Annotated in this window: 25 protein-coding genes; 7 read left to right on the top strand and 18 right to left on the bottom strand. The window is 62.7% G+C overall.

The genetic code is table 11. The features are described from left to right. Positions 1-7: 7 nt before the first annotated feature. From PU133_RS14525 to PU133_RS14515, 3 genes are all read right to left on the bottom strand, one after another. Positions 8-1,249 (bottom strand): glycerophosphodiester phosphodiesterase family protein, encoded by a 1,242-nt coding sequence (locus tag PU133_RS14525; RefSeq protein ID WP_404862258.1) that lies wholly within the window; start codon positions 1,247-1,249, stop codon positions 8-10. A gap of 71 nt (positions 1,250-1,320) precedes the next feature. After that, a complete protein-coding gene (locus PU133_RS14520) occupies positions 1,321-2,868 on the bottom strand; it encodes a GNAT family N-acetyltransferase (protein ID WP_404862257.1) in 1,548 nt (515 codons plus the stop codon). Between the two features lie 96 nt (positions 2,869-2,964). After that, positions 2,965-3,585 carry a TIGR00730 family Rossman fold protein gene (locus PU133_RS14515; protein WP_404862256.1) on the bottom strand — a complete coding sequence of 207 codons (621 nt, stop codon included), beginning with the start codon at positions 3,583-3,585 and terminating at the stop codon, positions 2,965-2,967. Between the two features lie 168 nt (positions 3,586-3,753). Here PU133_RS14515 and PU133_RS14510 point away from each other — a divergent pair, with 168 nt between their 5' ends. The 5 genes from PU133_RS14510 (at position 3,754) to pssA (ending at position 9,797) form a co-directional block, all read left to right on the top strand. After that, complete coding sequence (locus PU133_RS14510; protein ID WP_404862255.1) at positions 3,754-5,664, top strand: LysM peptidoglycan-binding domain-containing protein; 1,911 nt, start codon at positions 3,754-3,756, stop codon at positions 5,662-5,664. A 159-nt stretch (positions 5,665-5,823) separates the two neighbouring features. Then, on the top strand, positions 5,824-6,141 hold the full coding sequence (locus PU133_RS14505; RefSeq protein ID WP_404862254.1) for an ArsR/SmtB family transcription factor: 318 nt from the start codon (positions 5,824-5,826) through the stop codon (positions 6,139-6,141). 3 nt (positions 6,142-6,144) lie between these two features. Further along, a complete protein-coding gene (locus PU133_RS14500) occupies positions 6,145-8,040 on the top strand; it encodes an ABC transporter ATP-binding protein/permease (RefSeq protein ID WP_126010792.1) in 1,896 nt (631 codons plus the stop codon). Positions 8,041-8,170: 130 nt separating this feature from the next. Next, on the top strand, positions 8,171-8,869 hold the full coding sequence (locus tag PU133_RS14495; RefSeq protein ID WP_126010791.1) for a phosphatidylserine decarboxylase: 699 nt from the start codon (positions 8,171-8,173) through the stop codon (positions 8,867-8,869). Between the two features lie 43 nt (positions 8,870-8,912). Then, on the top strand, positions 8,913-9,797 hold the full coding sequence (gene pssA / locus PU133_RS14490) for a CDP-diacylglycerol--serine O-phosphatidyltransferase (RefSeq protein ID WP_404862253.1): 885 nt from the start codon (positions 8,913-8,915) through the stop codon (positions 9,795-9,797). A gap of 6 nt (positions 9,798-9,803) precedes the next feature. On the opposite strand, the gene PU133_RS14485 is transcribed toward pssA, so the two are convergent. The 4 genes from PU133_RS14485 to radA form a co-directional block, all read right to left on the bottom strand. Continuing rightward, a complete protein-coding gene (locus PU133_RS14485; RefSeq protein WP_404862252.1) occupies positions 9,804-10,541 on the bottom strand; it encodes an SDR family NAD(P)-dependent oxidoreductase in 738 nt (245 codons plus the stop codon). Positions 10,542-10,550: 9 nt separating this feature from the next. After that, on the bottom strand, positions 10,551-12,026 hold the full coding sequence (gene purF / locus PU133_RS14480; RefSeq protein ID WP_126010788.1) for an amidophosphoribosyltransferase: 1,476 nt from the start codon (positions 12,024-12,026) through the stop codon (positions 10,551-10,553). Between the two features lie 100 nt (positions 12,027-12,126). Next, positions 12,127-12,699 (bottom strand): CvpA family protein, encoded by a 573-nt coding sequence (locus PU133_RS14475; protein WP_404862251.1) that lies wholly within the window; start codon positions 12,697-12,699, stop codon positions 12,127-12,129. A gap of 76 nt (positions 12,700-12,775) precedes the next feature. Continuing rightward, complete coding sequence (gene radA / locus PU133_RS14470) at positions 12,776-14,185, bottom strand: DNA repair protein RadA (RefSeq protein WP_404862250.1); 1,410 nt, start codon at positions 14,183-14,185, stop codon at positions 12,776-12,778. A gap of 106 nt (positions 14,186-14,291) precedes the next feature. Here radA and PU133_RS14465 point away from each other — a divergent pair, with 106 nt between their 5' ends. Further along, a complete protein-coding gene (locus tag PU133_RS14465) occupies positions 14,292-14,879 on the top strand; it encodes an intradiol ring-cleavage dioxygenase (RefSeq protein ID WP_404862249.1) in 588 nt (195 codons plus the stop codon). On the opposite strand, the gene PU133_RS14460 is transcribed toward PU133_RS14465, so the two are convergent. From PU133_RS14460 to rpsF, 11 genes are all read right to left on the bottom strand, one after another. Continuing rightward, complete coding sequence (locus PU133_RS14460; protein ID WP_404862248.1) at positions 14,876-15,007, bottom strand: type II toxin-antitoxin system RelE/ParE family toxin; 132 nt, start codon at positions 15,005-15,007, stop codon at positions 14,876-14,878. The genes PU133_RS14465 and PU133_RS14460 overlap by 4 nt on opposite strands. 181 nt (positions 15,008-15,188) lie before the next feature. Further along, positions 15,189-15,455 (bottom strand): type II toxin-antitoxin system ParD family antitoxin, encoded by a 267-nt coding sequence (locus tag PU133_RS14455; protein ID WP_404862247.1) that lies wholly within the window; start codon positions 15,453-15,455, stop codon positions 15,189-15,191. Between the two features lie 90 nt (positions 15,456-15,545). Further along, positions 15,546-16,505, bottom strand: a complete 960-nt coding sequence (locus PU133_RS14450; protein WP_404862246.1) for a cupin-like domain-containing protein — start codon at positions 16,503-16,505, stop codon at positions 15,546-15,548. After that, positions 16,505-17,683: a GNAT family N-acetyltransferase gene (locus PU133_RS14445; protein ID WP_404862245.1), complete on the bottom strand. Its 1,179-nt coding sequence runs from the start codon at positions 17,681-17,683 to the stop codon at positions 16,505-16,507. Before PU133_RS14445 ends, PU133_RS14450 begins: the two co-directional genes overlap by 1 nt. Before the next feature lie 131 nt (positions 17,684-17,814). Next, positions 17,815-18,951 (bottom strand): alanine racemase, encoded by a 1,137-nt coding sequence (gene alr, locus PU133_RS14440; RefSeq protein WP_404862244.1) that lies wholly within the window; start codon positions 18,949-18,951, stop codon positions 17,815-17,817. Further along, positions 18,948-20,480: a replicative DNA helicase gene (locus PU133_RS14435; protein WP_126010781.1), complete on the bottom strand. Its 1,533-nt coding sequence runs from the start codon at positions 20,478-20,480 to the stop codon at positions 18,948-18,950. Before PU133_RS14435 ends, alr begins: the two co-directional genes overlap by 4 nt. A gap of 208 nt (positions 20,481-20,688) precedes the next feature. Next, on the bottom strand, positions 20,689-21,933 hold the full coding sequence (locus tag PU133_RS14430; RefSeq protein ID WP_404862243.1) for a class I SAM-dependent methyltransferase: 1,245 nt from the start codon (positions 21,931-21,933) through the stop codon (positions 20,689-20,691). Between the two features lie 131 nt (positions 21,934-22,064). Continuing rightward, positions 22,065-22,688 (bottom strand): 50S ribosomal protein L9, encoded by a 624-nt coding sequence (gene rplI / locus PU133_RS14425; RefSeq protein WP_404862242.1) that lies wholly within the window; start codon positions 22,686-22,688, stop codon positions 22,065-22,067. Positions 22,689-22,717: 29 nt separating this feature from the next. Then, positions 22,718-23,698 carry a DUF2232 domain-containing protein gene (locus PU133_RS14420; RefSeq protein WP_404862241.1) on the bottom strand — a complete coding sequence of 327 codons (981 nt, stop codon included), beginning with the start codon at positions 23,696-23,698 and terminating at the stop codon, positions 22,718-22,720. Between the two features lie 189 nt (positions 23,699-23,887). Beyond that, positions 23,888-24,136 (bottom strand): 30S ribosomal protein S18, encoded by a 249-nt coding sequence (gene rpsR / locus PU133_RS14415; RefSeq protein WP_007196805.1) that lies wholly within the window; start codon positions 24,134-24,136, stop codon positions 23,888-23,890. A 12-nt stretch (positions 24,137-24,148) separates the two neighbouring features. Next, entirely contained in the window at positions 24,149-24,607 is a 459-nt protein-coding gene (gene rpsF / locus PU133_RS14410) for a 30S ribosomal protein S6 (protein WP_404864553.1), read from the bottom strand. A gap of 373 nt (positions 24,608-24,980) precedes the next feature. Here rpsF and fabD point away from each other — a divergent pair, with 373 nt between their 5' ends. Then, the gene (fabD, locus tag PU133_RS14405; protein WP_404862240.1) at positions 24,981-25,970 is read left to right on the top strand and encodes an ACP S-malonyltransferase; all 990 of its coding nucleotides are present in this window, start codon (positions 24,981-24,983) and stop codon (positions 25,968-25,970) included. The last annotated feature ends 11 nt before the right edge of the window (positions 25,971-25,981 follow it).

Raw genomic sequence — 25,981 nt, 5'->3', positions numbered from 1 at the left:
AAGGTGCTCAGTCGAGGCCCATGCAGTTGGCGTAGAAGGTCGTCGTCGCCGGCCAGTCGGAAAAGACGCCCATGACGCCGACGTCTTTGGCGAGCACATCGAGGACCGTCAGAACGTCGCCATCGCGTTCGATTGCATCCGAGACCGACTGGAAGTAATAGCCGCCACCGCCGGCGAGCGGGCCGGAGCGTTCCAGCGACCAGGTGATGATCTCGAGGCCCGCGTCCTTGGCTGCGGTCGCATAGGCCGACGGCACGATGGTGCCATTCTCGTCGGTCGTCACCAGCATCCAGATCGGCGGCGCGATGATCTTCAAACCGCGCTCGGCAAGCTCTTCCATCGACGGATCGAGCGTCGCAAGATCCATCGGGTCGAAGCTATCCTCGCTGTCGCGGCCATCGAGATAGACGACCCGATCGGCAAACTCCGGTTGTGTTTCGATCCAGTACCAGACATCGTTCAGATCGAAGGACTGAGGGTAGACGTTCACGGGATCGATACCGGCCCCCCGATATTCCTCGAGCATCTGCGCGGCGTAGTCTTCCTGCGTGTAGCTGCCCTCATAGGGCATCGCCACCTCCGGCGATTTGAGTTCCGGCGTCATCTTCACACCGAGCTCGGCAAAAAGCGCGATGGATTCGGCATGCGTCATCAGCGTGCCGTTCTGCGCGTAGAGATCCGTCCGCCACGCTGCCGTGCCGCCCAGATAGGCGTCGACGCTGGTGGCATTTGGATCGGAACTGTCCATCTTGCCGCGAAGCGACCGGAACTCAGCAAGTGTGACATCCGACGTGCAGCACTGCGCCGAAGCTTGGCGGCCGGTCTGCGCGTCGGCCGGCGTGAAGGGCACGCTGCACTGGCTGGCGAGGTCGGTCGCCAGAATGTTCGTCGTGGTGTGCAGATCGCACTGGCTGTGCCGGCAGACGAGTTCGCGATCCTTGGTGAAGGCCACGTCGCACTCCAGAACGCCCGCGCCCATGCGAGCAGCGGCGACATAGGATTCGCGCGTGTGCTCCGGAAACTGCAGCGGAGCGCCGCGGTGCCCTATTGAAAATTCGCTGCGGTAGAACGGACCCGCCTCGCAAGCCTTGAGCGTCGCTTTGAGCTCACCGTCTTTCAGATCGTCGATGAGATAGAAGGGGCGTGGACCAAGATCGGCCGGAACCTGCTCCTGGGCAAATCCGGCGGTGGCCGCAAAAGCGATCGGCACCTGCCAAACAACGGTCAGAAGAAGAATTCGAATCGACATCGACAAGGTCTCACGCTGCGTTGAACGTGGGACCAAATCAGGTTCCGCTGACAGTCATGTGACGGTCTTGATCAGCCGCCGTCACTCCAGCGCACGCGATAGAGATCGAAGCGGCGATCACGCAGATTGCGCACTGCTCCTTGGGCGCGCGCCCACTGGATGGTGCCGATATTGAGGTCGGCCACCGTGACCATTTCGACATTGACGCTCGCTTCCGCCGCAATGCCGTCGCGGGCGAACGGCATGTCGCAGGGCGTCAGGATCGCCGACTGCGCGTAGTTGATGTCGAGATTGTCGACATTGGAGAGATTGCCCGTGATGCCCGAGGTCACGACATAGCACTGGTTTTCGATCGCACGCGCGGCCGCACAATAGCGCACGCGCAAATGGCCGTGCCGCGTATCGGTGCAGTAGGGCACGAACAGGATGCGCGCGCCCTGGTCTGCGAGGCGCCGCGCGACTTCCGGGAATTCCGAATCGTAGCAGATCATCACGCCGATCGGTCCGCAGTCGGTGTCGATCACGTCGGTCACGTCACCGCCGACGATTCCCCAGTATTCGCGCTCGTCCGGGGTCGGATGAAGCTTCTCCTGCGCATGGATCGTGCCGTCGCGCAGGAACACGTAGGACACGTTCTGGATATCGCCGTCCTCGGCGATCGTCGGGTGCGATCCGCCGATGATGTTGATGTTGCAGCCGAGCGCCATCGCCTGCATGCGTTCGACGAACTCCGGCGTGTAGGCGCTGAGCCGCTTGATCGCCTCCGATGGTGGTCGCTCGGGCTCGCTGGAGAGAAGGATCAGCGTGAAGAGCTCCGGAAAGACGACGAAATCCGAGCCGTAATCGGCCGCGACTTCGACGAAATAGCGCACATGATCGAAGAACTCGTCATGCGTCGTGACCTTGCGCGCCGTGATCTGCACCGTCGTGACGCGCACCGTGTCGCGGCCCCGATGCGAAAGCGGCTGCGTTGCGGCGTTCGGATCGAAATAGGGGTTGTTCCAGACCATCAGCGCCGCGTGGCCGCCCGCCGGCTTGTCTTCCGGATGATAGCGGCGCAGGACACGGGCCGGCTCGAAACCGAGCCGCATCTGGAACGAGATCACCGGATCTTCGACGTCGCGTGCTTTCACCGCTTCGAGATAATCGTCTGGTTTCGGATAGGCCTTCTTAGACCGCTTGTAGCCGGCGAGCCTTCCGCCGAAGGCGATGCCCTTGAGTTCCAGCTGTTCACAGAGCCGCTGGCGGACCTCGTAGAGCCGCTTGCCGATCTTGGCCCGGCGCCGGCCGGGGTCGACGCAGATTTCCACGCCGTAGAGCCAGTCGCCCTTGCCATTGTGCCGGCTGGCATAGCCGCCGCCGGTGATGTCGTCCCAGGTGTGCTGGCGGAAGATCTGGCGCTCCGCCAGCTGCAGCGTGGCGGCATATCCGACGATCTCGCCATCGAAGACGGCGACGAACTGGCCTTCCGGAAACGCATTGATCTGTCCCCGGATGATGCCCGGCTGATAGGGCGTTTCTTCCGGATAGACGCGCGAGGTCAGTGCGATGATCGCCTTGACGTCGCCCGCAACGGCGTTGCGAACTTCAAGACGTGGCTTATCGGACAATGTGGCCATGGATGGGGGGATACTCTCAGCGGGAGGACGATGGTGCGGCAACCCACAACATAGTCACTCGCGCCAAGACGAAAAGCTTTTGATGTCGAGCCGGCTCTACATCCGGTCGATAATGTCGGCTTCACCCGATTTGCCGTTGGGCTGGCTGCCGGCCGCGATGATGGCTGGAACGATGTCCTCGATTTTGTCGATGACGAGGGGCTGCACGAGATGCGCAGTATGCAGAAAACCTTCGGCGGCCATGTGGTCCATCAGGGCGATCAGCGGGTCCCAGAACCCGTCGATATTGGCAAGCACCATCGGCTTCTTGTGCCGGCCGAGCTGCGCCCAGGTCATGATCTCGATGATTTCCTCGAGCGTGCCGATCCCGCCGGGCAGGGTGACGAATGCGTCGGCCCGTTCGAACATGGTGTGCTTGCGCTTGTGCATGTCCTCGGTGACGATCAATTCGTCCAGTTGGCCGAGCGCCTGTTTCGTGGCCTCTTTTTCCATGAGGAATTCGGGGATGATGCCCGTCACCGCGCCGCCGCCATTGATGACGCCATCGGCGACCGCGCCCATGACGCCGCGTGTTCCACCGCCATAGACGAGGCGAAGTCCGTGCGCGGCGATCGAGCGGCCAAGCGCGCGTCCGGTTTCGGTGTAGACGCCGTTACGACCGGGCTGGGAACCGCAGTAAACGCAGATGGCACGAATCTCTTTAATCGATTGGGTCATGCTGGGAGGAAGCCTTCCTTAGCTGCGTGCGTCAAGCACCGTCGGGCCCGACGATCAGTTGAATTCGACGCGCATTTGAAGCAATTGGCACGATACTTGTTACGTGTCTCCAAAATCGCTAGCGTGTATTAAAATTGAACGGGTTCGGGCCCCGTTTGGAGAAATTCGATGAATCAGGGGAATGGCGGGCTTCTGGCGCTGTGTGGATTGCTGGGGGTGATCGCTTTAGGCGTGCTCTTCGTGGCTCCGCGCTTCTTGGAGCCGGCGACAGACCAAGCGGCAGTAGAAGAAACGGCAGTCGAAGAAGCGGCTGGGCTGCCTGCAACGGCACCCGCCGTGACCGCATCCGAGCCGAGCGGCGGTGATCAGACGGCCGAGGGTCGGCAGGATCGCACAGCTGCAGATGAGGACGCTGCATCGCAAGCGCCAGCCGTCGCCGACCAGCAAACTCCGCCGACCGATGAGGCCGCTGGCACCCCAGCAGCCATCGATGAGATGACGCAAGCACCAACTCCAGCAGAGCCTGCCGTCGAAGCTGATGCTCAGGCTTCGGATGAGGCATCGGAAACGGCAGCCGATGTGAGCACCGACCCTTCGGAGCCGGGCTTCGACCTGCTGCGCGTCGAGCCGGACGGCTCGACGGTGATCGCCGGCCGCGCCGAGCCGGGGACGCACGTGGACGTCATGAATGGCGAGGATGTCGTCGCTTCCGCCGATGTTGGCCCGAGCGGCGACTTCGCGGCGGTGTTCGACGAGCCACTGGAACCGGGCGATTACCAGTTGACGCTGCGCGTGACCGGCGACGACCAGCCAGAGGTGTTTTCCGAAGAGGTCGCGACGATAAGCATTCCTCGCGATGGCGGAATCGAGCTGCTCGCCATGGTCACGCGGCCCGGTGAGGCCAGCCGTATCGTCAACGCGCCCAACTCAGGCGGCGAGGCGATGCCGCAGGCGTCGAACGATGTTTCCCTGGCTCCGGCCGCAGAGACGAATGCTGCGGAAAGTCAGGAAACGGCGACACCGACAGCCGATGCCGCGGGCGAAATGGCGCAGCAGGAAGAGGATGCAGCTTCCGCGGCGGAGGTGCCGGCCGATAGCGCTGAATCTGCTCCCGCTGCGTCCGATGCGCAGGCGGATGTGGCGGCACTTGCCCCCGAGCCGGAGCAGGAAGCAGCGCAAGCGCCCGCGGCCACGACCGCACAGGTGCGCATCGATGCCGTCGAAGTCGAAGACGAGCGGCTTTTCGTGGCCGGTTCGTCACCGCGCGGCACCGAAGTGCGTGTCTATGCCGATGATCAGTTGATTGGAGACGACAGGGCAAACAGCGAGGGCCGCTTCCTCGTCGAAGGCCGGATGGCGTTGAGCGTTGGCGAGCACACCATTCGCGCCGATCTCGTCGATCCTTCGGGAACGGTAGTTGCCCGCGCGCTCGTCCCGTTCGATCGGCCGGAAGGCGGCATGGCCGCAGCAATTGCCGCAGCGGAGGCCCCCTCGGTCAACGATGACATCGCGGTCGTCACCGATCCGTCGCCGCCTGCCGTCGAAACCTCCGAAGACCGGCTGGCGGCAGCCGCGCCCGATGAGGCTGCGACCGGCGGTGAGACGACGGCGCCTGGACGGACCGATCGTGTTCCCGCGACCGGACCCGCTGCGTCGGCGCCCGGCACGTCCGCGCCCCAGGCAGCGGTCGAGGCACCCTCGAGCGAGGATCCAGCTATATCTGGCGACACGTCACCAGCCTTCAGCCCGGCGGGTGAAGCCGATACCGCATCGAGCGAAGCGCCGGTACCGGCTGAAACCGAGACGGCCGCTGCCCAACCGGCAGACGAGCCCGTGACGGTGACGCAGGAGGCGCTGACGCCATCTCCCGCTTCGGTCATCATCCGTCGCGGCGATACGTTGTGGCAGATCTCTCGTCGGGTCTACGGCCAAGGCGTGCGGTACACGACGATCTATCTTGCCAACCAGCAGCAGATCGCCAATCCGGACCGCATCCTGCCCGGACAAATCTTCAGTGTTCCCGACGAAGCGCTGGAGAACGCCGAACAGCTTCATCGCGATCGGCTTCGGGCAGACTGAAGCTGGCCAGCATGCCGGAATGAAGCGTCTTCCGACTGTCCGGGGGACGTCGATAGGCTTGCCCGCGGTCTAGACATGGAACAGTTCATCGTATATCGCCGATGAACGATGCATAGCTGCTACCCCTCATCCTCGGACGCCGCGAAACGCGATGCCGTGATGGCCGAGCGCCTGCAGGCGTTGGCCCATCCCGCTCGGCTGAAGATCTTGCGCCTGCTGGCTCACCGTGACGCGTGTTGCTGCAAGGATGTGGTCTTGGAAATTGGTCTCGCCCAATCGACGGTGTCCCAGCATCTGCGCACGCTCGTGCAGGCGGGGCTCGTCCACTACCGGCCAGACCGCCAGGCCTCGCGTTACAGTCTCGACGAGGAGGCGGTGTCGCAATTGGCCAAGGACCTTGGCGGATTGCTTGAAAGTTGCTGCAGCGTGCCGACGGCGGCGCGATGCGATGAGCTGGTCGGTGCCGGCGGAAGGTAAAGATTGATGGCTTCGAAGACTGTGTCGGCGGATTCCGGCAATCCGCTGCAAACGTTGCGCAACCTCTGGCCCTACATGTGGCCGTCCGCTCGCCCGGACCTGAAGCGTCGTGTCGTCTGGGCGACGCTGTTCCTCGTCCTGTCGAAGATCGTGCTGATCGTCGTGCCCTATTTCTTCAAATGGGCGACGGATTCGTTGAATGGCGAGTTGGCGATGCCGGATTTCGTGCCGCAGCTGTTGCTCGGCGGCGTCATGCTGGTCATCGCCTATAATGTCGCGCGCATCGTTCAGTGGGGCTTGAACCAGCTGCGGGACGCGCTTTTTGCCAGTGTTGGGCAGTATGCGGTGCGGCGTCTCGCCTACCAGACCTTCGTGCATATGCACCAATTGTCGTTGCGCTTCCACCTGGAGCGGCGCACCGGCGGCCTGTCGCGCATCATCGAGCGTGGCACCAAAGGCATCGAGACGATCGTCCGCTTCACGATACTGAACACCGTGCCGACGCTCCTGGAATTCGCGATGGTCGCGGCGATCTTCGCCTTCGCCTTCGGGTTTTCCTATTTCGCGATCACGGCGCTGACGGTGTTCTTCTACAGCTGGTTCACGATCCGCGCCTCCGATTGGCGCATCGGCATTCGCCGCGCGATGAACAATTCCGATACCGAAGCCAATACCAAGGCGATCGACTCGCTCCTCAATTTCGAGACGGTCAAATATTTCGGCAACGAGACGATGGAAGCGAAGCGCTTCGATCAGTCCATGGAGCGATACGAGAAGTCGGCGACCCAGGTTTGGACCTCGCTCGGCTGGCTCAATATGGGGCAGGGCGTCATCTTCGGTATCGGAATGACACTGATGATGGTGCTTTCGGCCATGGCGGTGCAGCGCGGCGAGCAGACGATCGGCGATTTCGTCTTCGTCAACGCGATGCTGATGCAGCTTTCGGTGCCGCTGAACTTCATCGGCTTCGTCTACCGCGAAATCCGGCAGGGCCTGACCGACATCGAGCAGATGTTTGATCTCTTGGAGGTCGATCCCGAAATCACGGACAGGCCGGGCGCCGCTGCTCTTATGGTGAGCACCGGCGCGATCCGTTTCGATAATGTCCATTTTGCCTACGACCCGGCGCGGCCCATCCTGAAAGGCATCTCCTTCGAGGTACCGGCCGGACACACCGTCGCGATCGTCGGGCCGTCGGGCGCAGGCAAGTCGACCATCTCGCGGCTGCTCTATCGGTTCTATGATGTGCAGCAGGGCAGCGTGACGATAGACGGCCAGGATGTGCGCGATGTAACCCAGAAATCCCTGCGCGCCGTCATCGGCATGGTGCCGCAGGATACGGTGCTCTTCAACGACACGCTGGAATACAATATCCGCTACGGCCGCGTAGATGCGAGTGAAGCCGAGGTTCGCCAAGCGGCCGATCTAGCGCAGGTCGGGCGCTTCATCTCGTCCCTTCCCGAAGGGTATAAAACGATGGTCGGCGAACGCGGTCTCAAGCTTTCCGGCGGCGAAAAGCAGCGTGTCGCCATCGCGCGCACGATCCTGAAAGCCCCTCCGATCCTGATCCTGGACGAGGCGACATCGGCGCTCGATACCGCCACCGAGCAGGAAATCCAGACGTCCCTCGATTTCGTCTCGAAGGGCCGTACCACGCTCGTGATCGCCCACCGCCTGTCGACCGTCATCGGCGCCGACGAGATCATCGTGCTGCAGGATGGGAAGATCGCCGAGCGCGGCCCGCATGCGCGCCTGATCGCCGAGGGCGGGCTCTACACCGCCATGTGGGACCGCCAGCGCGAGGCGATCGAGGCGGAAGAGAAGCTCAAGAAGGTGCAGGAGGAAGACGAGTTGGGCGTAGTCGTTCGTCGCAGAACCCCCGAGCGCGGCCCTGCCTGACCCCCTCGAGGCGCATAGGAGGAACCCCAATTGCCGCCCGACCGTTGCCGCTGAGATGCTGACGCGCTAGAGCCGTCCCATCGCAATCGGGGCCGGCGCCTCGAAGCAATCGATAGCGGAGTGAGAAGACATGGACGTCTGGCACAGCATCAAAAACGTGCTCGTCCCCGTGCGGCGAGAGGGCTATCCCTTCATCGCGGTATTTCTGTTGGCAGCGATCCTGCTTGGCTTCGTCGCCGATTGGCTGTTCTGGATCGGGCTGATCCTGACGGTCTGGTGCGTCTATTTCTTCCGCGATCCGGAGCGCGTGACGCCGATCGACGAGGATTTGGTGATCAGCCCGGCCGATGGCAGGGTTTCGGCGGTCACCCGCGTCGTCCCGCCGGCGGAACTTGACCTTGGCGCCGCACCGATGCTGCGGATCTCCGTGTTCATGAACGTTTTCGACTGCCACGTGAACCGCGCGCCGCTCGCCGGTTCGATCGACCGGATCGTCTATTCCAAAGGATCGTTTCTGAACGCCGAACTGGACAAGGCGAGCACGGAGAACGAGCGCAACGGCATGGTGATCACGACAAGCCGGGGCGAGATCGGCGTTGTGCAGATCGCGGGCCTGGTTGCCCGCCGCATCCTTTGCTTCGTCGAGGAAGGCGATCGCCTGGAGACAGGCGGGCGATTCGGCCTGATCCGTTTCGGCTCGCGGCTCGATGTCTTCCTGCCGGAAGGCGCGCGCCCGCGCGTGGCTGTAGGGCAGACGGCGATTGCAGGGGAAACGGTGATCGCGGAATTCAATTCGCCCAAGGGCCCTGTGGTCACCCGCCGCGATTGATCTGCGCCATCAATGAAAGCTTGAGCAACATCGAGGACGACGGATGACAGAGCGACCCCGCGACGACGCCGAAACCGACGATTTTCTCGATCAGCCGTTCAGCTCGTTCGATCCTGACCACGACGAGGGCGATACTGACAATGCGATGGGGCCGCGCCTGCGCGAGATCTCCTTCCGCATGATGATCCCGACGATCATCACGGTGCTTGCGATCTGCGCCGGTTTGACCGGCATCCGGCTCGCTTTCGAAGGCCGGGTCGAGTTGGCGGTCATCATGGTGCTCGTCGCTGCGTTTCTGGATGGCGTCGATGGCCGCGTCGCGCGGCTGATGAAGTCATCGTCACGCTTTGGCGCGCAGATGGATTCGCTGGCCGACATCGTCAATTTCGGCGTCGCCCCGGCACTGGTCCTCTACGCCTATATCTTGAACCAGGCGGAGTCGCTCGGCTGGATCGCGGCCCTCATCTATGTGCTCGCCGCGGCGCTGCGGCTGGCTCGTTTCAACGTCATGGACGAGCGCCCGAAGGCGAAATGGCAGTCGAACTACTTCGTCGGCGTGCCTGCGCCCTTTGGCGCAATGCTGGTGCTGCTGCCGGTCTATCTCGGGCATCTGGGCTTCGAGCCCGGACGGGTCTTTGCCGGCGCCGCGATCCTTTACACGATCCTCATCGCGTTTCTTCTGGTCAGCCGTCTGCCGGTCTATTCCGGAAAGGCCGTCGGCCGCATCCGTCGCGATCTGGTTCTACCGGTGCTGATCGCCATCGCGATCTATGTTGCGCTCTTGATGAGCTATATCTGGGCGACGCTGGCGGTCACGGCCCTGATCTATCTGGCGACGCTGCCGATGGGCTACCGCGCCTGGCGGCGCACCTATGGCCGTCCGAAGGTCGTGCCGACCGTATCCGCGGAAGAACAGGGTCGCTTGTGATCCGGACTATTCCGGATCGCGATAGGCGAGGAAGCGGTCCTGCCGCACGTCGAAAAGCATGCCGTTTTCCGTCAGTGCCGGATCGGCGAGCTTGACGATCTTGGCGGCGACGTCGCGTGGATCGGGCAAGGTCGACGGGTTCTCACCCGGAACCGCCTGCGCCCGCATGGCGGTGCGGGTGGCGCCCGGGTTCACATTGTTGATCCGCACGCCGAAATTGACCAGCTCGTTCGCCCAGACCCGCGCCATGGCTTCGATCGCAGCCTTGGAAGCGGCATAGGCGCCCCAAAAGGGCTTGCACGAATGGGCAACGCCCGATGACAGGAAGATGCCGCGCCCGGCGTCCGACGCCTTGATCAGCGGCTCGACAGTGCGCATCAACCGCCACGTAGCGTTGACGTTGATGGTCATCACCTTCTCGAAGTCCTTCGCCTTGGTGTGCCCGAGCGGCGCGATCGTGCCGAGCATGCCGGCATTGGCAACGAGAACGTCAAGCTTGCCCCAGCGCTCGTGGATCGAGCCGCCGAGCGCATCGATGGCCTTCATGTCCGCAAGGTCGAGCGGCACCAGCGTCGCTGTTCCACCGACGGCCTGGATCTCGTCGTCGAGCTCTTCCAGGCCACCGACTGTTCGGGCAACGGCAATCACATGCGCGCCGGATTTCGCCAGCTCGAGCGCGGTGAAATAGCCGATACCGCGCGACGCGCCGGTGACGAGCGCGATGCGCCCCTTAAGGTCGAGCATGAGGGTCACTTATCCGTTGTTTGCAAGAAGCGAGAGCGTGCGCACATTATCGACGCCCTCGTGATCGGTGAGCTGCGTCGGGTAATCGCCGGTGAAGCAGGCATCGCAGAACTGCGGCTGCTCGTTGTTGCGCGATGGTTCGTTGACGGCCCGGTAGAGCCCGTCGATCGAGAGGAAGGCCAGGCTATCGACGCGAATGAAATCGGCCATCTCCTCGATCGACATGCGTGAGGCGAGAAGCTTCGCCTTTTCCGGCGTATCGACACCGTAGAAGCAGGAGGACATGGTCGGCGGCGAGGCGATGCGCATATGCACCTCGCGCGCGCCCGCTTCGCGCACCATCTGCACGATCTTCTGCGAGGTGGTGCCGCGCACGATCGAATCGTCGACCAGCACCACGCGCTTGCCTTCCAGCATGCGCTTGTTGGCATTGTGCTTGAGCTTTACGCCCATATGCCGGATGGCCGCTGTCGGCTGAATGAAGGTGCGCCCAACATAGTGATTGCGGATGATGCCGAGCTCGAACGGAATGCCAGACCCTTGCGCGAAGCCGATCGCCGCGGGCACGCCCGAATCCGGCACCGGCACGACGAGATCGGCCTCGACCGGGCTCTCGACGGCCAGCTCGGTGCCGATCTTCTTGCGCGCTTCATAGACGTTGCGGCCTTCGATGATGGAATCGGGCCGTGCGAAATAGACATATTCGAAGATGCAGAAGCGCGGCTTGGTCTTCTCGAACGGGAACCGGCTCTCGACACCCTTGTCGGTGACGATCACCATTTCGCCCGGCTTGATGTCACGCACAAAGCGCGCGCCGATGATGTCGAGCGCACAGGTCTCGGAAGCGAGGATATAGGCGCCGTCGAGATCGCCCAGAACCAGCGGGCGGATGCCGAGCGGATCGCGCGCGCCGATCATCTTCTTTTCCGAAAGGCCCACCAGCGAGAACGCGCCTTCGAGCTGCGTGATCGCGTCGATGAATTTGTCGACCAGTTGCGTGCCGCTCGAGACGGCGATCAGATGCAGGATCGTCTCGGTGTCGGAGGTCGACGAGAAGATCGCGCCCCGCTTCTGAAGCTGCTTTTGCAGCGTCATCGCATTGGTGATGTTGCCGTTATGGGCAACGGCGAACCCGCCGCCGGCGAACTCCGCGAAGAAGGGCTGCACGTTGCGCAGGCCCTCCCCACCGGTCGTGGAATAGCGCGTATGGCCGATCGCGCGGCTTCCCTGCAGCCGGTCGATAACCGATTGCTTGGTGAACGTATCGCCGATCAGGCCGATGTGCCGTTCCACGAAAAACTGCTTGCCGTCGTAGGAGACGATGCCGGCCGCTTCCTGGCCGCGATGCTGCAAGGCATGAAGCCCGAGCGTGACGACGGCTGCAGCATCCTGCCTGCCATAGATCCCGAAAACCCCGCACTCGTCACGGAAGGCATCGCCTTCGTCTTCGAGCGTGTTTGTGGTCTCACTCGTTTGAAGCGTCATGGTTCGGACCTTTGCTCCTGGCCGATCGGCCGACGATCGGCGGGGATGCCAAAATCAGCCGTCATGCAGGCATCGCTGCCTGCTTCAGATAAGCACTTTGTCAGTTCGCGCCAGTGTCGGGTGCAGGTGGTGCCGCACCCGTTGCGTCGACTTCCACCTCGCCGCCGCGCAGACGATCCAGAATCGTCGCATCGGCATCTTCCGGCAGAATGTTGACGAGACGCTCGCCCAACTGATCGAGAAGCGGCTTGGATTTCGCCTCCGTGACCCATGGCGGCTGGCGCGGCTCGTCGATCAGCCAGTTGAGGAACAGCATGCCAACGACGACCAGCAGCACACCACGCGCAGCGCCGAAGACAAAGCCGAGCGTGCGATCGAGCGCGCCGATGCGGCTGTCGATGATGAAATCCGCGATCCGCATGGTGATGAAGGACACGATGATCAGCGCGATCAGAAAGATGATCGCGGCCGAACCGATCGTCGCGACCGTATTGCTTGTCGTGTAGTCGGCCGCATAGGGTAGAAGCAGCGGGTAGAAGTAGAAGGCTGCGAATGCAGCCGCGATCCAGGATGCGACGGACAGCACCTCGCGCGAGAAGCCACGTACCATGGCAAGCACCGCCGAGAAGAGCGTGATCCCGATCAGGATACCGTCCAGGATTGTGATGGGCATTGTCGGTCTTAAACTCCAGGAAGCGCGCCACGGGCCTCGTGACGATCGCCGCTATTTGGTCCCTTGAGAGATACGCTCAGAGCGTTGCGTCTCCGCTATCGTCGTTTGGCCGCTTCTTCGAGCCGGCAATTTTGACCACCAGATCCGCAAGCGCCTCGATCTCGGTCAATCCGGCCTGGCGAGAGGCGGGTATTTCGGCCGATGCGCTGGGCAGTACCGCCCGTTGGAATCCCAGTTTTTCGGCCTCCTTGAGGCGTTGCGCCGTATGCGCCACAGGCCTCACGGCTCCCGACAGGCTGATCTCGCCGAAATAGACGCAATCGGCCGGGAGAGCAAGGCCGGCAAGTGAGGAAACGAGCGCCGCGGCGACCGCCATATCGGCCGCCGGCTCGCTGACCCGGTAGCCGCCGGCGACGTTCAGATAGACGTCATGCTGGGCCAGCCGAACGCCGCAATGGGCTTCCAGAACCGCGAGGATCATGGACAATCGCGCCGAATCCCAGCCGACGACGGCGCGCCGCGGCGTGCCGAGCGGCGAGGGCGCGACAAGCGCCTGGATCTCGACGAGGATGGGCCGCGTGCCCTCCATCCCGGCGAAGACGGCAGCACCCGGCGCCTTGGCGTTGCGCTCCCCCAGAAAGAGCTCGGAGGGGTTGGAGACTTCGCGCAGCCCCTTGTCCGACATTTCGAAGACGCCGATCTCGTCGGTCGGCCCGAACCGGTTCTTCACCGTGCGCAGGATGCGATAGTGATGGCCGCGATCGCCTTCGAAATAGAGCACGGCATCGACCATGTGCTCGACGACGCGCGGACCGGCGATCTGGCCGTCCTTGGTCACGTGGCCGACGAGCACCACGGTCGCGCCGGTCTGCTTGGCAAAGCGGATCATGGCTTGGACACCGACTCGCACCTGCGTCACCGTACCGGGTGCGCTTTCGGCGAGATCGCTCCACAGCGTCTGGATGGAATCGATGATGACGAGATCGGGCCGCTTGCCTTCAGACAGCGTCGCGAGAATGTCCTCGACGTTCGTTTCCGCGGCCAGCAGCACGTTCGTGTCGGCCGCGTGCAGGCGCTGTGCGCGCAGGCGAACCTGCGCAACCGCTTCTTCGCCGGACACATAGATGACACGGCTGCCCAGCCGCGACAGGGCGGCCGCCGCCTGCATGAGCAGGGTGGATTTGCCGATGCCGGGATCACCGCCGATCAAAAGGGCCGATCCGCGTACGAACCCGCCGCCCGTGGCGCGGTCGAGCTCGGCAATGCCGGTTGGGATGCGCGGTGCTTCCTCGATTTCGCCGGAGAGCGCCGTCAGCGCGACTGGTCGGCCTTTCTTGGGCGTGCGCCCCGGCCCGCCGCCGATGCCCGCGGTCGGGTCGTCCTCGACGATCGTGTTCCACTCGCCGCAGCCTTCGCATTTGCCGACCCAGCGCGCGTGCACGGTGGCACAGTTCTGGCAGACGAATTGCGTGCGGGCTTTGGCCATGCGGACGTCGACACTTTCGGCTGGTGCGCGGAACGGCCCGATGCACTAGCATGGACGGGGGAAGGCGCGAACCCCGCGCGACCCTTTGAAGCGCAGGAGGCCCGCCTTGGTCACAGCATTTTCTCGTCGCGCATTTTTGAACGCCTGGGCCGCCGCGCCGATGTCGCTGGCGCTTGTCGGTCCTGCGTCGGCGCAGGGAGCGCAGCTACCGCTGACACCGGCCTGCGGCCCCGAGGATAGGATAACGCAAGCACAAACCGAAGGCCCGTTCTACACGCCGCAGACGCCCGAAAAGCGAGATTTTCGTAGCGACGGGGCAGGGACGCCGGTCACCGTCTTCGGCTTCGTCGTCGACCCGGCATGCCGTCCACGCGCGAACATGATCGTCGATCTCTGGCATGCCGATGATGCGGGCAGCTACGACAACTCGGGCTATGCCTTTCGCGGCTATCAGGTGACCGACGCCAATGGCCGCTTCATCTTCGACACCATCATGCCCGGCCGCTATCCCGGCCGCACGCGACATTATCACGTGAAGATCGCGTCTGGGGCCGGCGTGGACCTGACAACGCAGCTCTATTTCCCCGGCGAGCCCGACAATGACCGCGATGGCATCTATGATCCAAGACTGCTGATGGAGATGAGCGAAGCAAGCGACGGCTTGCTCGGCAGATTCGACTTCGTACTTGCCTAGGTATCGGACGCGGTGAAGTCGTCGGGGCCGATGTCGCGGGCGCTATGGATAATCCGTACTATGATGACTTCATCATCTTGTGTGATGCGAAAGTATATTCCGTAATTGCCGAACGGCAGGGCCTTCAACCAGCGCTGAAGTTGTCACGAGGTACATCCGGAAATCGGGTCTGCGCCAGCCATTCGATCTTCGTTGCGATTAAGCGGAGAAACTTGTCGGCTGCCCCGAGATCGCTGCTCGATATGAACGCGTGAATATCCGATAAGTCCCCACGCGCCGTCTGCGCAAGACTAAAGCGTCGGGGTCGTCTCACAAGGGCGCCTTGGCGCTTTCGCGGATATCACGAACAAGATCATCCGCACTTTCATAGGTGAAATACCGACCAGCCGCGATATCCGCGTCCCCTTCGGCTATCAGAGCCCTCAGCTCCGCAAGCTTCGCTTCCTCTGTCTCCAGCAAGCGGAGCGCCGCGCGCACGACTTCGCTTGCATTGTTGAACCGCCCGGATGCGATCTGGGATTCGATGAAGCCATCGAAATACTCGCCGATGACGATGGAGCGCTTGTGGGTCGACATGCGTGAACTCCCCTGTGAAGTGGTTGAGCCTATCACAGGGGAGGAATAGTTGCTACTCGCTGCACCAGCGAGACGCCGGCGGACGATATCTCAGGAGGCTTCCGCCTTCGCAGTCCCAGCCGCCTTACCGTTGCGGTAATAATAATTCGCGCGCTTGCCGAGCACGAGGGCGCGGATCGACTTGCGCAACCATTCGGATTTGCGGAGCGGCTCGACGGCGAGCGCGCCCATTTGAACGGCGAGGATCTTCGTCTCGTCCCAAACGCGATGCATACCCGGCGCCGCCTGCGGGAAACCACGTCGGCGCAGCAGGGAGTTGGCGAGGTAGAGGCTGTTGCGGCGCTTCACAGCGCGGCTTTTCCAGGTGATCGCCAGCGAGATCGAATAGCTCTCCTTGGTCTGCACATAGTGCGGCCAGAGATAGGGCACGAAGAGGCCTTCGCCAGGCTTGAGCGAATTGTGCATGCCGCGGTTTTCGAAGGCGGGATCGAAGGTCATGTTGCGGTGACGCGTCAGCGAATGTTCGATCAGATCTTCCGACAGGATGGCGCGGTCTTCGTTGTCATAGACGTTGAACTGCTTGTCTCCATGAATCTGCACGAAGAAATTGTCTTCGCCGTCCAAGTGAAACGGCGTCGTCGAATTGGGCGAGGAAACGAAGAGAAAGCCCTGGATGTCGGAGAAGCCGGCATCGGAAACGCTTTTGTGGCCGCGGGCCTTGGCGACCGACGTCAACGCGTCTTCGAGCAGGTCCCGGTAGGCAGGCTCGACTTCGATCCGCTTCAGCACCATCCAGGCCCCGGCCGTCTCGATGCGGGCGATGACTTCGTCAGGTGTCAGGTCGACCAGCGGGGTGGTCGAGGGATCCTGCGAGATGCCGACCTTGCCGGAATTGTACTCGATCCGGTCACCCGGGAGCTTGCCGACGAGTTCCAGAATGGCGGGAAGCGTCAGGCGCGGATCGCCGGCGAGATCGTGCGAAATGCGGAAGGGCCGCAGCGGGAAATGGCTCTGGAATTCCTGATTCTGAACGTGAAGAAGGGAAGACATCAGTTTGGTTTCCTTCTGGTCCGCATGGTGGTGATGAGGGATTTGGCGAGCGTGCGGGCTCGGTAGCGCGCATCGAAGGCAGCGATGCAGAGATTGACGGCCGGTCCCTTGCGGGTCGGGATAAAGAAGTCGCACACGGCAATCCGCTCGCGCCAGACATGGTCGATCATCGGATGATCGGCGATGGCCACTGAGTCTGCACGATCGATGGCCGGGTCGTCGAAGAGGTGCCGCGTCAGGTCGACGGTCAGTTGAACGCCTGGCGAGTAACGTTCGAACGTTTCGTCATAGGCGGTCTTGAAGAAGAATGCGGAGCGACCGCTGCGCAGCACGAGGCCCGAAGCGATGACGGCATCATTGACAAGCAATTCGCAGATTTCGATCTGGCCGCGGCTGGCCAGTGCCCGGCTTGCACCGCTGATATAGGCAGCGTCATTCGCGTCGTTGGCAAATGCCGTTCCGCGCCGTCCTTTCCAGCCGCTGGCTTCCAGAGCCAGGAACCGGGTGATCGCAGCCTGGACTGCATCGGACGAACGGGCAATGCGGAATTCAACCGGCCCCATGTCTTCCAGGCGATGCCGCAGACGGCGCAGTTCCTTGAGCTTCTTGGCGCCCATACCGCCGCGCAGATAGGTTTCTGCGTCACCTTCGGCGGATAGTCCGGCACGCTCATGAGCATTCCGGATGAACGGCTTCAATCCGCGTTCGGAGAGCGCGGCGGTGAAAGCCTGCGCGACAAGGCCATCCTGCGTCATGGCGCCAAGACCGATCAGAGCCGCACCCGTTTCGTTGGCGGCATCGATGAGGTTTCCGGCTGCGCGCACGGGATCACTTGTTCCGAGCAGCGGCGTGCCGAGCGGAAGATAGGGTTGTGCAAGCACCAGCGCCGGGACCGGCAGGCGGAGCACATGCCAGGCGTGGGTGAGTGGCAGCAATCCATTAATGCCCAGAGGCCCGCGCGAGACCAGCATCCGGCTCAGGCGTGCCTGTCGTGTGTTGAGCGTCAAGGACAGAAAATGGCCGGGCGAGAGGAAGCCATTGGCTTCCAGCGCCGTCTCGGCCAGCGCCTGCCAGCTTTCAGGATCGACCTCCGCCGGCCGCATGGTCGTCCCGCGCGCGCGGCTTTTGCCATCAAGCTTCAGATCGGCGATCGGTTCGAAGTCGACCACGGAATGCATGAATGCCAACTTCCCATTCCAAGCATCCGCTCATCGAATGCATGCGATGGAAATAGACCGGCAGGATCAATCCAACAAACGGAAAGACAATAAATGGTAAATGCGACAAACTGACTAAAATTGTACGTAATTTATAGTGAGGAAGATTGATAGTGCCGGGCGTAACGAGACCCCAGCGACGTCAGGATTTCATATCCGATCGTACCCGCTGAACGGGCCAGATCGTCGAGCCGGTGGGACTTCCCGAAGAGTTCTACGAAGTCGCCGCACCGCACCTCCTGTCCCACGACATCCGTGACATCGAACATCGTCAGATCCATGGTCACCCGTCCCAGAACGGGAATCGCTTGGCCGTGCAGTGATGCGACGGGCGCCGGAGCATCGGTGTCGCGCAGCGGAACGCCGGAACCGGAGATGCTGCGCAGATAGCCGTCCGCATAGCCGACGGCGCAGACCGCAATCGTAGTGTCGCGGGGCAGCCGAACGGTCGCGCCATAGCTGACCGTGCTTCCGGCCGGAGCGCGTCGAATCTGCAGAATGCGCGCCTTGGCCGTCGCGACAACCTGCATCGGGTTTTCAGCCCGGTTCACGGCCTCGCCGCCATAAAGGGCGATCCCAGGCCGGGTCAGGTCGCAGAGATAGGCGCCGCCCAGAAAGATCCCCGCGGAATTGCTGAGACTGGATTCGATGCCTTGGAAGGCACGTCTAACCGCCTGAAAGGATTCCAGTTGTCGCGCGTTTTCCGGACGATCCGGATCGTCCGCACAGGCGAGGTGGCTCATGATCAGCGTGGGCCGGTCATCGGCTTCCCGTTCGGCAAGGGCGAGGGCTTCCGGCATCGTCACGCCGAGCCGGTTCATGCCCGTGTCCACATGCAGCGCATGGGGGAGCCGGCCATCGCGCGTGCATGCCTTGTTCCACAACTGGACCTGCTCCATCGAGCACAGGATCGGTGTGAGGCGATACTTGCGGAAACACTGTTCGGCGCCGGGATATATTCCGTTCAGCACGAGGATACGGGCATGCGGTGCAAGGCGCCGGGCGGTGATGGCCTCGTCGATCGTCGCCGTGAAGAAATCACGACAGCCGGCTTCGCTCAGCGTGCGGACAACCGGTTCGATGCCAAGGCCGTAGCCGTTCGCCTTGACGACCGCGCTGGTGCGCGCGGGCCCCGAACGCGCCTCCATGGCGCGCCAGTTGACCGCCAGCGCGGCCAGATCGATGTCGAGCGTGAGCGCCGGCGGCAGCGTGTCGTCTTGAGCCGTCACTCGTGGCTATCGTGCGAATACTGCAGATAGGATGTGTCGGCGAGGTCGGAGAAGCGCGTGAATTCCGCCTGGAATGCCAGCGTCACCGTGCCCGTGGGGCCGTGACGCTGCTTGGCGATGATCACGTCGGCCATACCGCGGGCCCGGTTCATCTTCTCTTCCCAGGCGAGATAGGCTTCGTCCTTGTAGTCGCTTGCGATCTGGTCGGGCGAGCGGCGTGGCTCGGAGTTCTGCACGTAGTACTCGTCGCGATAAACGAAGATCACCACGTCGGCGTCCTGCTCGATCGAACCGGATTCACGAAGGTCGGAGAGCTGCGGGCGCTTGTCTTCGCGGTTTTCCACCTGACGAGAGAGCTGCGACAGCGCGATGATCGGAACCTGCAGCTCCTTAGCCAGGGCCTTGAGGCCCGTCGTGATCTCGGTGATTTCCTGAACGCGGTTTTCGCCCGCTTTCTTGGAGCCGGTCATCAGCTGCACGTAGTCGACGACGAGCACATCGAGACCGCGCTGACGCTTCAGGCGCCTCGCACGCGCCGACATCTGGGCGATGGAGATACCGCCGGTCTGGTCGATATAGAGCGGTATCTTCTGCATCATCTGCGAGCAGGCGACGAGCTTCTCGAAATCGGCCTCAGTGATCGAACCGCGGCGGATCTTGGAGGACGAGATCTCCGTCTGCTCCGAAATGATACGCGTGGCGAGCTGCTCGCCGGACATTTCGAGCGAATAGAAGCCGACGACACCGCCATTGGCCGTTTTCTGCGAGCCGTCCGGCATCACTTCGCCCGGCTGGTAAGCCTGTGCGATGTTGAAGGCGATGTTGGTGGCAAGCGACGTCTTGCCCATGCCCGGACGTCCGGCGAGGATGATCAAGTCCGAATGCTGCAGGCCACCCATCTTCTGGTCGAGCGTCTGGATGCCGGTAGAAATGCCGGAAAGCCCGCCATCGCGCTGGTAGGCAGCACCCGCCATGTCGATCGCGGCCGCGACAGCGTCGTTGAAAGACTGGAAACCACCATCGTAGCGGCCGGTTTCAGCCAGTTCGAACAGACGGCGTTCGGCGTCTTCGATCTGGCCCTGCGGCGGCATGTCGACCGGCGCATCATAGGCGATGTTGACCATGTCCTCGCCGATCGTGATCAGCGCGCGGCGCAGCGCCAGATCGTAGATCGCGCGGCCATAATCCTCGGCATTGATGATCGTGACGGCTTCCGCGGCGAGGCGCGCCAGATACTGCGCCATCGTCATGTCGCCGATCTTCTCATCAGACGGCAGGAAGGTCTTGATGGTGACGGGGTTTGCCGTCTTGCCCATGCGGATGATGTCGCCCGCGACCTCGTAGATCTTGCGGTGCAGGGGCTCGTGCAGGTGGACGGGCTTCAGGAAGTCCGAAACGCGATAGAAGGCGTCGTTGTTGACGAGAATCGCGCCCAGCAGAGCCTGCTCGGCTTCGATGTTGCTCGGCGCTTCGCGATAATGCTGGTTGGCTGCTCCGACCTCTGCGAGCTTGCGCACGGCTTCATTCATGATTTTTCCCGACGATCCCTGTCCTTAATTCCCGCACGGACTGACTAGACCTAAGGGGCCACCGGGGCGAGGGGCATGTTCCAGCAATCCGTGCCCAGCCTGGAACTGTGAGTCATTTCCACACTCGTCCACAGCCCGCCCACGTCAATCTGTTAGCCGCAAGCGGGAAACATTTGACCGTGGGAAACCTAGCACGATTCGGCTGTTTTCACCCCGTGCGTCTCGGCTGGATGTGCGCTGTGAGCTGGCGTTCCGCGTCGGCGATGTAGTCGCGTGTCAGCGGCACCGCCCCGATGTCATGGGCGAGCTGGATCTGGAAAACCATGAGGTTCTGCCAGCGGAAAGCCGATTCGGATGCCGCGAGATAGAATTCCCACATCCGGCAGAACGCCTCGTCGTAGAGCGCCTTTGCCTCGTCGCGGCGTGCCATGAAGCGCTGGCGCCAGTCCCGCAGCGTGTCCGCATAGTGCAGGCGGAGAATTTCGACATCCGTGATCTTGAGGCCGGAACGCTCGATCGGCGGAACGACTTCCGACAGCGAGGGGATGTAGCCGCCGGGAAAGATGTACTTGGTGATGAACGGATTGGTCCAGGAAGGGACATCCAGGCGCCCGATCGCGTGGAGCACCATGACGCCGTCTCTCTTCAGCAGTTTGGCGCACTGAGCGAAATAGGTGTCGAAGGCAGCCTTGCCCACATGCTCGAACATCCCGACCGAGACGATGCGATCGAACCGGTCATCGAGCTTGCGGAAGTCCTTGAGGAGAAAACGAACGCGATGCTCCTCGCGTGGCAGGATCCGCCGGTTGGCGTAGGCCAGTTGCTCGTCGGAGAGCGTGATGCCGGTGACATCGGCATCGAACCTGCGCGAGAGGTAAAGGCCGAGCCCGCCCCATCCCGATCCGATATCCAGAACCGAGAGGCTTGGCCGATCGAGAAGCAGCTTGGCCGCGATATGCTCCTTCTTGGCACGCTGCGCTGCCTCCAGGCTCATGCCGGGTTCGCGGTAATAGGCGCAGGAATACTGCCGGTCTTCGTCGAGAAACAGGTCGTAGAGCTTGCCCGATAGATCGTAGTGGTGCTGCACATTGCGCCGCGCACGACCGATGCCGATGCGCAGGCTGCGTTGGCTCAGGGCCAGCCGAACCCGGTTCAGTGCCCGCATCCAAGGTGCCGTCGCCGTGGCGTAGGGTCCGGAGTTTGTGAAAAGCAATTCGAGCAGCGCGAAGACATCGCCCTCGACCATGTCAATCTCGCCCTGCATGTAGCATTCACCGAGCTTCAGCGCCGGGTCGAGCGCGACGGCCCGTTCCGCACGGGCGGTGTTGAAGCGCAGATGGACAGGATTGCCAGAGCCGTCGCCGTAATGGCGAACCTGTCCGGCATGGTCGGTCACAGCCAGATGTCCCCGGGAGACGATCCGGCCGGCAAGAGAGTTGATCAAGGGGTTCATCCGTCCCTCCTCAACGCACCGTTGTGGAGAGAATGATCGTAGATTGTCGCCTTTTGATCAATGAAAAACGGCGCCACGTCGAACGCGGCGCCGTTGGTCTCTTTATCTCATAGCTCCAAGGAGATTGGAGATCAGTCCTTGGCTTCTTCTTCGTCGTCTTCGGCATCTGCCGGTGCGCGACGATCGTCGTCTTCATCGCTGAACTCTGCGTCCGGATCGAAGAAGCCGTCTGCCGGCAGCGAGTCGTCCACACCGTAGATGGCGTCTGCCGAGGTGAGGGTTTCGCCGGCTGCCTGGCGCTCAGCTTCTTCGGCCGAACGGGCAACGTTCAGCTCGATTTCGGCATCGACTTCGCCGTGAAGGACGAGCGTGACCTTGTGCAGGCCGATGGTCTTGATCGGCAGGTTGAGATCGACCTGGTTGCGACCGACCGAGAAGCCTTCCTCGTTGAGGAGAGCGGAGATGTCGCGGGCGGCGACCGAACCATAGAGCTGGCCGGTCTCGCCAGCCGAGCGCACGACGATGAACGTCTTGCCGTGGAGCTGGTCGGCGATCTTCTGGGCTTCGGACTTGCGCTCTTCGTTGCGCGCGACCAGCGTGGAACGCTCAGCTTCGAAGCGCTTCTTGTTGGCTTCGTTGGCGCGCAGCGCCTTGCCCTGAGGCAGGAGGAAGTTGCGGGCATAACCGTCCTTGACCTTGACGGTGTCGCCCATCTGGCCGAGGCGGCCGATGCGTTCGAGCAGAATGACGTCCATTTTGAAGTTCCTTCTATCGGAATGTGTGTTCAGTCGTTGTCATTGGCATTGTCCGGACCGTTTGGCGGTCCGGTCCGGCTGACCGGCACCGCGCGCGCGGTTTCGATCATGCCGGTAAGCAGGAAGAAGACGAGCGGCAGCGTGAAGAGCACGACCGCGAGATAGGCGCCCCAGAGCACGAAGGGCCGGAAGGTCTTGCCGCGCGTGCGATGATGCATCACGGCAAAGCCGGCAAGCGTGAAGCCGGCGGCGAACGCTCCTGCGATGACCGCGCCGATCAGCGCGATCCCGCCGCCGAAAAAGCTCATTATGAGCCCGACGGCGAAGAGGTAGAGGCTCGTGCGGGACATGCGCAGACTTGCCGGCACGTCGTCCTTGGGGCGGCGCTGGCGGCCGGACATGCGCACGATCGCATGGGCGAGGTAGAATGATCCGAAAAGGATCATGACCCAAAGCGCACCCTGAACGATCGGCAGCGCGGTCAAGAAGAACGATGCGTAGGCCTGGCGCTCGGCAGCGTCCGGCTGAAAGTCCGGGCTCTGCTGGGCCATGATGTCGAGAAACTGGTTGACGATCTCGCCGATCATCGCCGGCCCGTAGCCCATCGAATAGCCGACCACGACGAGACCCGCGATGACGAGCAGGCAAAGCTGGAGCAGGATATCGGAGAGCGGATACCAGGCGAGCGCATTCTTAGGGCCGCCGATTTCCTCGGCCGGGCGGGACAGATTGGCCAGATGCCCGATCCAGGCGGCAGGCGCGAGCGTCGTTGCGGTGAAGACGAGGCCGGCAGACGGCGACAGCATGACGGATACGATGCCGCCGGCGACGGCGGCGGCGACGAATCCTGCAGTGTTCGTCCAGCCGAGGCTTGCGATCAGGATGGGAAGCGTGGCGGCAGCGAAAAGCACGATGGACAGCGCCGTAGGCTCGCCCGCGCTGATCGACAGCAGGGCGGCGGCGGCACCGGCGAGGACGCCGATCATCAGGGATGATGATGTGAAGTTCATCAGGTCTCGCTGTCCTGCTTCGTGGAGCAGTTAGGGAAGGTCGCCAACAGAGCAGGCACTCGTTCCCAACTTGGGTTTTTAGAAGCGTTTCAAAGTCCGGAAACGCGATAAGGCGACTATCGCTTCCCCGCGCCCATCGCGGCGAAGCAGCCGGACGACGACGGGCGCCGTCCGGCCAGATGTCAGGTCCTACTTGAGGACGTAGGGCAGCAGGCCCAGGAAACGGGCGCGCTTGATGGCCTTGGCGAGCTCACGCTGCTTCTTCTGCGAAACGGCGGTGATGCGCGAAGGAACGATCTTGCCGCGCTCGGAAATGTAGCGCTGCAGCAGGCGGACGTCCTTGTAGTCGATCTTCGGCGCATTGGCGCCCGAGAACGGGCAGGTCTTGCGGCGGCGATGGAACGGGCGGCGCGTCGGGATCTGGTTGATATCGACCATTGTTATGTCTCCTTATCGGTCGTCGCGACGCGGACGGTCGTCGCGGTCGTCACGGCGCGGGCGGTCATCGTCGCGGCGCGGGCCACGGTCGCCATCACGGCGCGGGCCGCGGTCACGGTCGCCATCGCGGCGCGGACGGTCGTCGCGGTCGCGCTTCTGCATCATGGCCGACGGGCCTTCTTCATGCGCTTCGACGCGAACGGTCATGTAACGAAGGATGTCTTCGCTGATGCGCATCTGGCGTTCCATCTCGTTGATGGCCGCTGCCGGAGCTTCGATGTCCATCAGCGCGTAGTGCGCCTTGCGGTTCTTGTTGATGCGGTAGGTGAGGGACTTCAGGCCCCAGTTTTCGACACGGCCAACCTTGCCGCCGTGTTCCTCGATGATCCCCTTGTACTGTTCAACGAGACCTTCGACCTGCTGGGCCGACACATCCTGTCGGGCCAGAAATACATGTTCGTAGAGCGCCATGAGTGGCTTGCCTTTCTTCATTGTCATGGCCCGGTATCGGCGGCTAAGCCTCAACGACTTTGTCTGGATCGGCAGGCGATCCGGGAAAGGCGTCAGAACGGTCGAGAGCGGAGACACGGGAGGCGGGAAGTGTTTTACCTTCCAGACAGTCCTCGCTTTTCAGGGCGTGGCCTGTCCCTCCGTTCAGCCACCAGCCAAATGACCGGGCATGTGGAACGTCGCGCTTATACGGATTTCCAGCGCCAAAGCAAGCGCAAGGCCGTGCAAAATCGCCGTTTCAAAGGATCGCGCGCTTGACACTGGGGCGCCTGGAGGATGACTAAGGCCCCGAAAAGCCTGCACGGCGACAAAAAAATACAAGGATGGAAGCGCCATGAGCACAGCCTTCACATTTCCCGGCCAGGGCAGCCAGGTCGTCGGCATGGGCAAGGAACTGGCCGATGCCTATCCCGAAGCACGCGCCGTCTTCGAGGAAGTCGATCAGGCTCTCGGACAGAAACTTTCTGCCGTGATGTTCAATGGCCCGGAAGATGAACTGACCCTCACATCCAATGCCCAGCCGGCTCTGATGGCGGTGTCCATGGCCGTCATCCGCGTTCTGGATAAGAGCGGGTTCTCGATCCACGACCGCATTGCCTATGTGGCAGGCCATTCGCTTGGCGAATATTCGGCTCTTTGCGCTGCCGGTACGTTTTCGCTCGGCGACACGGCGCGGCTTCTGCGTATCCGCGGCGATGCCATGCAGGCCGCCGTGCCGGTCGGCGAGGGCGCCATGGCCGCCATCATCGGTCTCGAGCATGACGACGTGGAAAATGCCTGCCGTGACGCGTCAGTCGACGGCGTCTGCCAGATCGCCAACGACAATGGCGGCGGCCAGATCGTCATCTCGGGCGCGGCCGCGGCCGTGCGGACTGCGATGAAGTTTGCAACCGATCGCGGTGCGAAGCGCGCGTTGCCTCTGCCGGTCTCCGCACCTTTCCATTCGGCGCTGATGGAGCCGGCCGCCGAGCGGATGCGTGAAGCGCTGTCAAAGGTCGAGATGAAGGAACCCGTGGTGCCGTTGATCGCGAATGTGCGCGCAGCGCCCGTGAGCGACCCGACCATCATCGCCGATCTCCTGGTCGAGCAGGTCACCGGACAGGTGCGCTGGCGCGAAACGGTTCAATGGTTCGCCAAGAACAATGTCACGACGCTTTACGAGATCGGCGCCGGTAAGGTGCTGTCGGGTCTCGCGCGCCGGATCGACAAGAGCGTGGAGACGCGCACCCTCGGCACGCCGGCAGAGATCGACGCGTTCCTGGCCGATCCACCAGCTTTGCCGACGGCACCGAGCTCGGCGCCGCCGCTTGAGCCGCTCGACTGACGCGGCCTCCC

It is taken from the genome of Georhizobium sp. MAB10 (assembly GCF_045012825.1).
GTDB lineage: Bacteria > Pseudomonadota > Alphaproteobacteria > Rhizobiales > Rhizobiaceae > Georhizobium > Georhizobium profundi.
Note: the sequence above shows the minus strand (reverse complement) of the source record. Positions and strands in the feature narration are given on the sequence as shown.

Excerpts from the sequence above, each read along its gene's own strand:
- PU133_RS14525 (WP_404862258.1), bottom strand. The coding sequence starts at position 1,249 with ATGTCGATTCGAATTCTTCTTCTGACCGTTGTTTGGCAGGTGCCGATC.
- PU133_RS14520 (WP_404862257.1), bottom strand. The coding sequence starts at position 2,868 with ATGGCCACATTGTCCGATAAGCCACGTCTTGAAGTTCGCAACGCCGTT.
- PU133_RS14515 (WP_404862256.1), bottom strand. The coding sequence starts at position 3,585 with ATGACCCAATCGATTAAAGAGATTCGTGCCATCTGCGTTTACTGCGGT.
- PU133_RS14510 (WP_404862255.1), top strand. The coding sequence starts at position 3,754 with ATGAATCAGGGGAATGGCGGGCTTCTGGCGCTGTGTGGATTGCTGGGG.
- PU133_RS14505 (WP_404862254.1), top strand. The coding sequence starts at position 5,824 with ATGGCCGAGCGCCTGCAGGCGTTGGCCCATCCCGCTCGGCTGAAGATC.
- PU133_RS14495 (WP_126010791.1), top strand. The coding sequence starts at position 8,171 with ATGGACGTCTGGCACAGCATCAAAAACGTGCTCGTCCCCGTGCGGCGA.
- pssA (WP_404862253.1), top strand. The coding sequence starts at position 8,913 with ATGACAGAGCGACCCCGCGACGACGCCGAAACCGACGATTTTCTCGAT.
- PU133_RS14485 (WP_404862252.1), bottom strand. The coding sequence starts at position 10,541 with ATGCTCGACCTTAAGGGGCGCATCGCGCTCGTCACCGGCGCGTCGCGC.
- purF (WP_126010788.1), bottom strand. The coding sequence starts at position 12,026 with ATGACGCTTCAAACGAGTGAGACCACAAACACGCTCGAAGACGAAGGC.
- PU133_RS14475 (WP_404862251.1), bottom strand. The coding sequence starts at position 12,699 with ATGCCCATCACAATCCTGGACGGTATCCTGATCGGGATCACGCTCTTC.
- radA (WP_404862250.1), bottom strand. The coding sequence starts at position 14,185 with ATGGCCAAAGCCCGCACGCAATTCGTCTGCCAGAACTGTGCCACCGTG.
- PU133_RS14455 (WP_404862247.1), bottom strand. The coding sequence starts at position 15,455 with ATGTCGACCCACAAGCGCTCCATCGTCATCGGCGAGTATTTCGATGGC.
- PU133_RS14450 (WP_404862246.1), bottom strand. The coding sequence starts at position 16,505 with ATGTCTTCCCTTCTTCACGTTCAGAATCAGGAATTCCAGAGCCATTTC.
- PU133_RS14445 (WP_404862245.1), bottom strand. The coding sequence starts at position 17,683 with ATGCATTCCGTGGTCGACTTCGAACCGATCGCCGATCTGAAGCTTGAT.
- PU133_RS14435 (WP_126010781.1), bottom strand. The coding sequence starts at position 20,480 with ATGAATGAAGCCGTGCGCAAGCTCGCAGAGGTCGGAGCAGCCAACCAG.
- PU133_RS14430 (WP_404862243.1), bottom strand. The coding sequence starts at position 21,933 with ATGAACCCCTTGATCAACTCTCTTGCCGGCCGGATCGTCTCCCGGGGA.
- rplI (WP_404862242.1), bottom strand. The coding sequence starts at position 22,688 with ATGGACGTCATTCTGCTCGAACGCATCGGCCGCCTCGGCCAGATGGGC.
- PU133_RS14420 (WP_404862241.1), bottom strand. The coding sequence starts at position 23,698 with ATGAACTTCACATCATCATCCCTGATGATCGGCGTCCTCGCCGGTGCC.
- rpsR (WP_007196805.1), bottom strand. The coding sequence starts at position 24,136 with ATGGTCGATATCAACCAGATCCCGACGCGCCGCCCGTTCCATCGCCGC.
- rpsF (WP_404864553.1), bottom strand. The coding sequence starts at position 24,607 with ATGGCGCTCTACGAACATGTATTTCTGGCCCGACAGGATGTGTCGGCC.
- fabD (WP_404862240.1), top strand. The coding sequence starts at position 24,981 with ATGAGCACAGCCTTCACATTTCCCGGCCAGGGCAGCCAGGTCGTCGGC.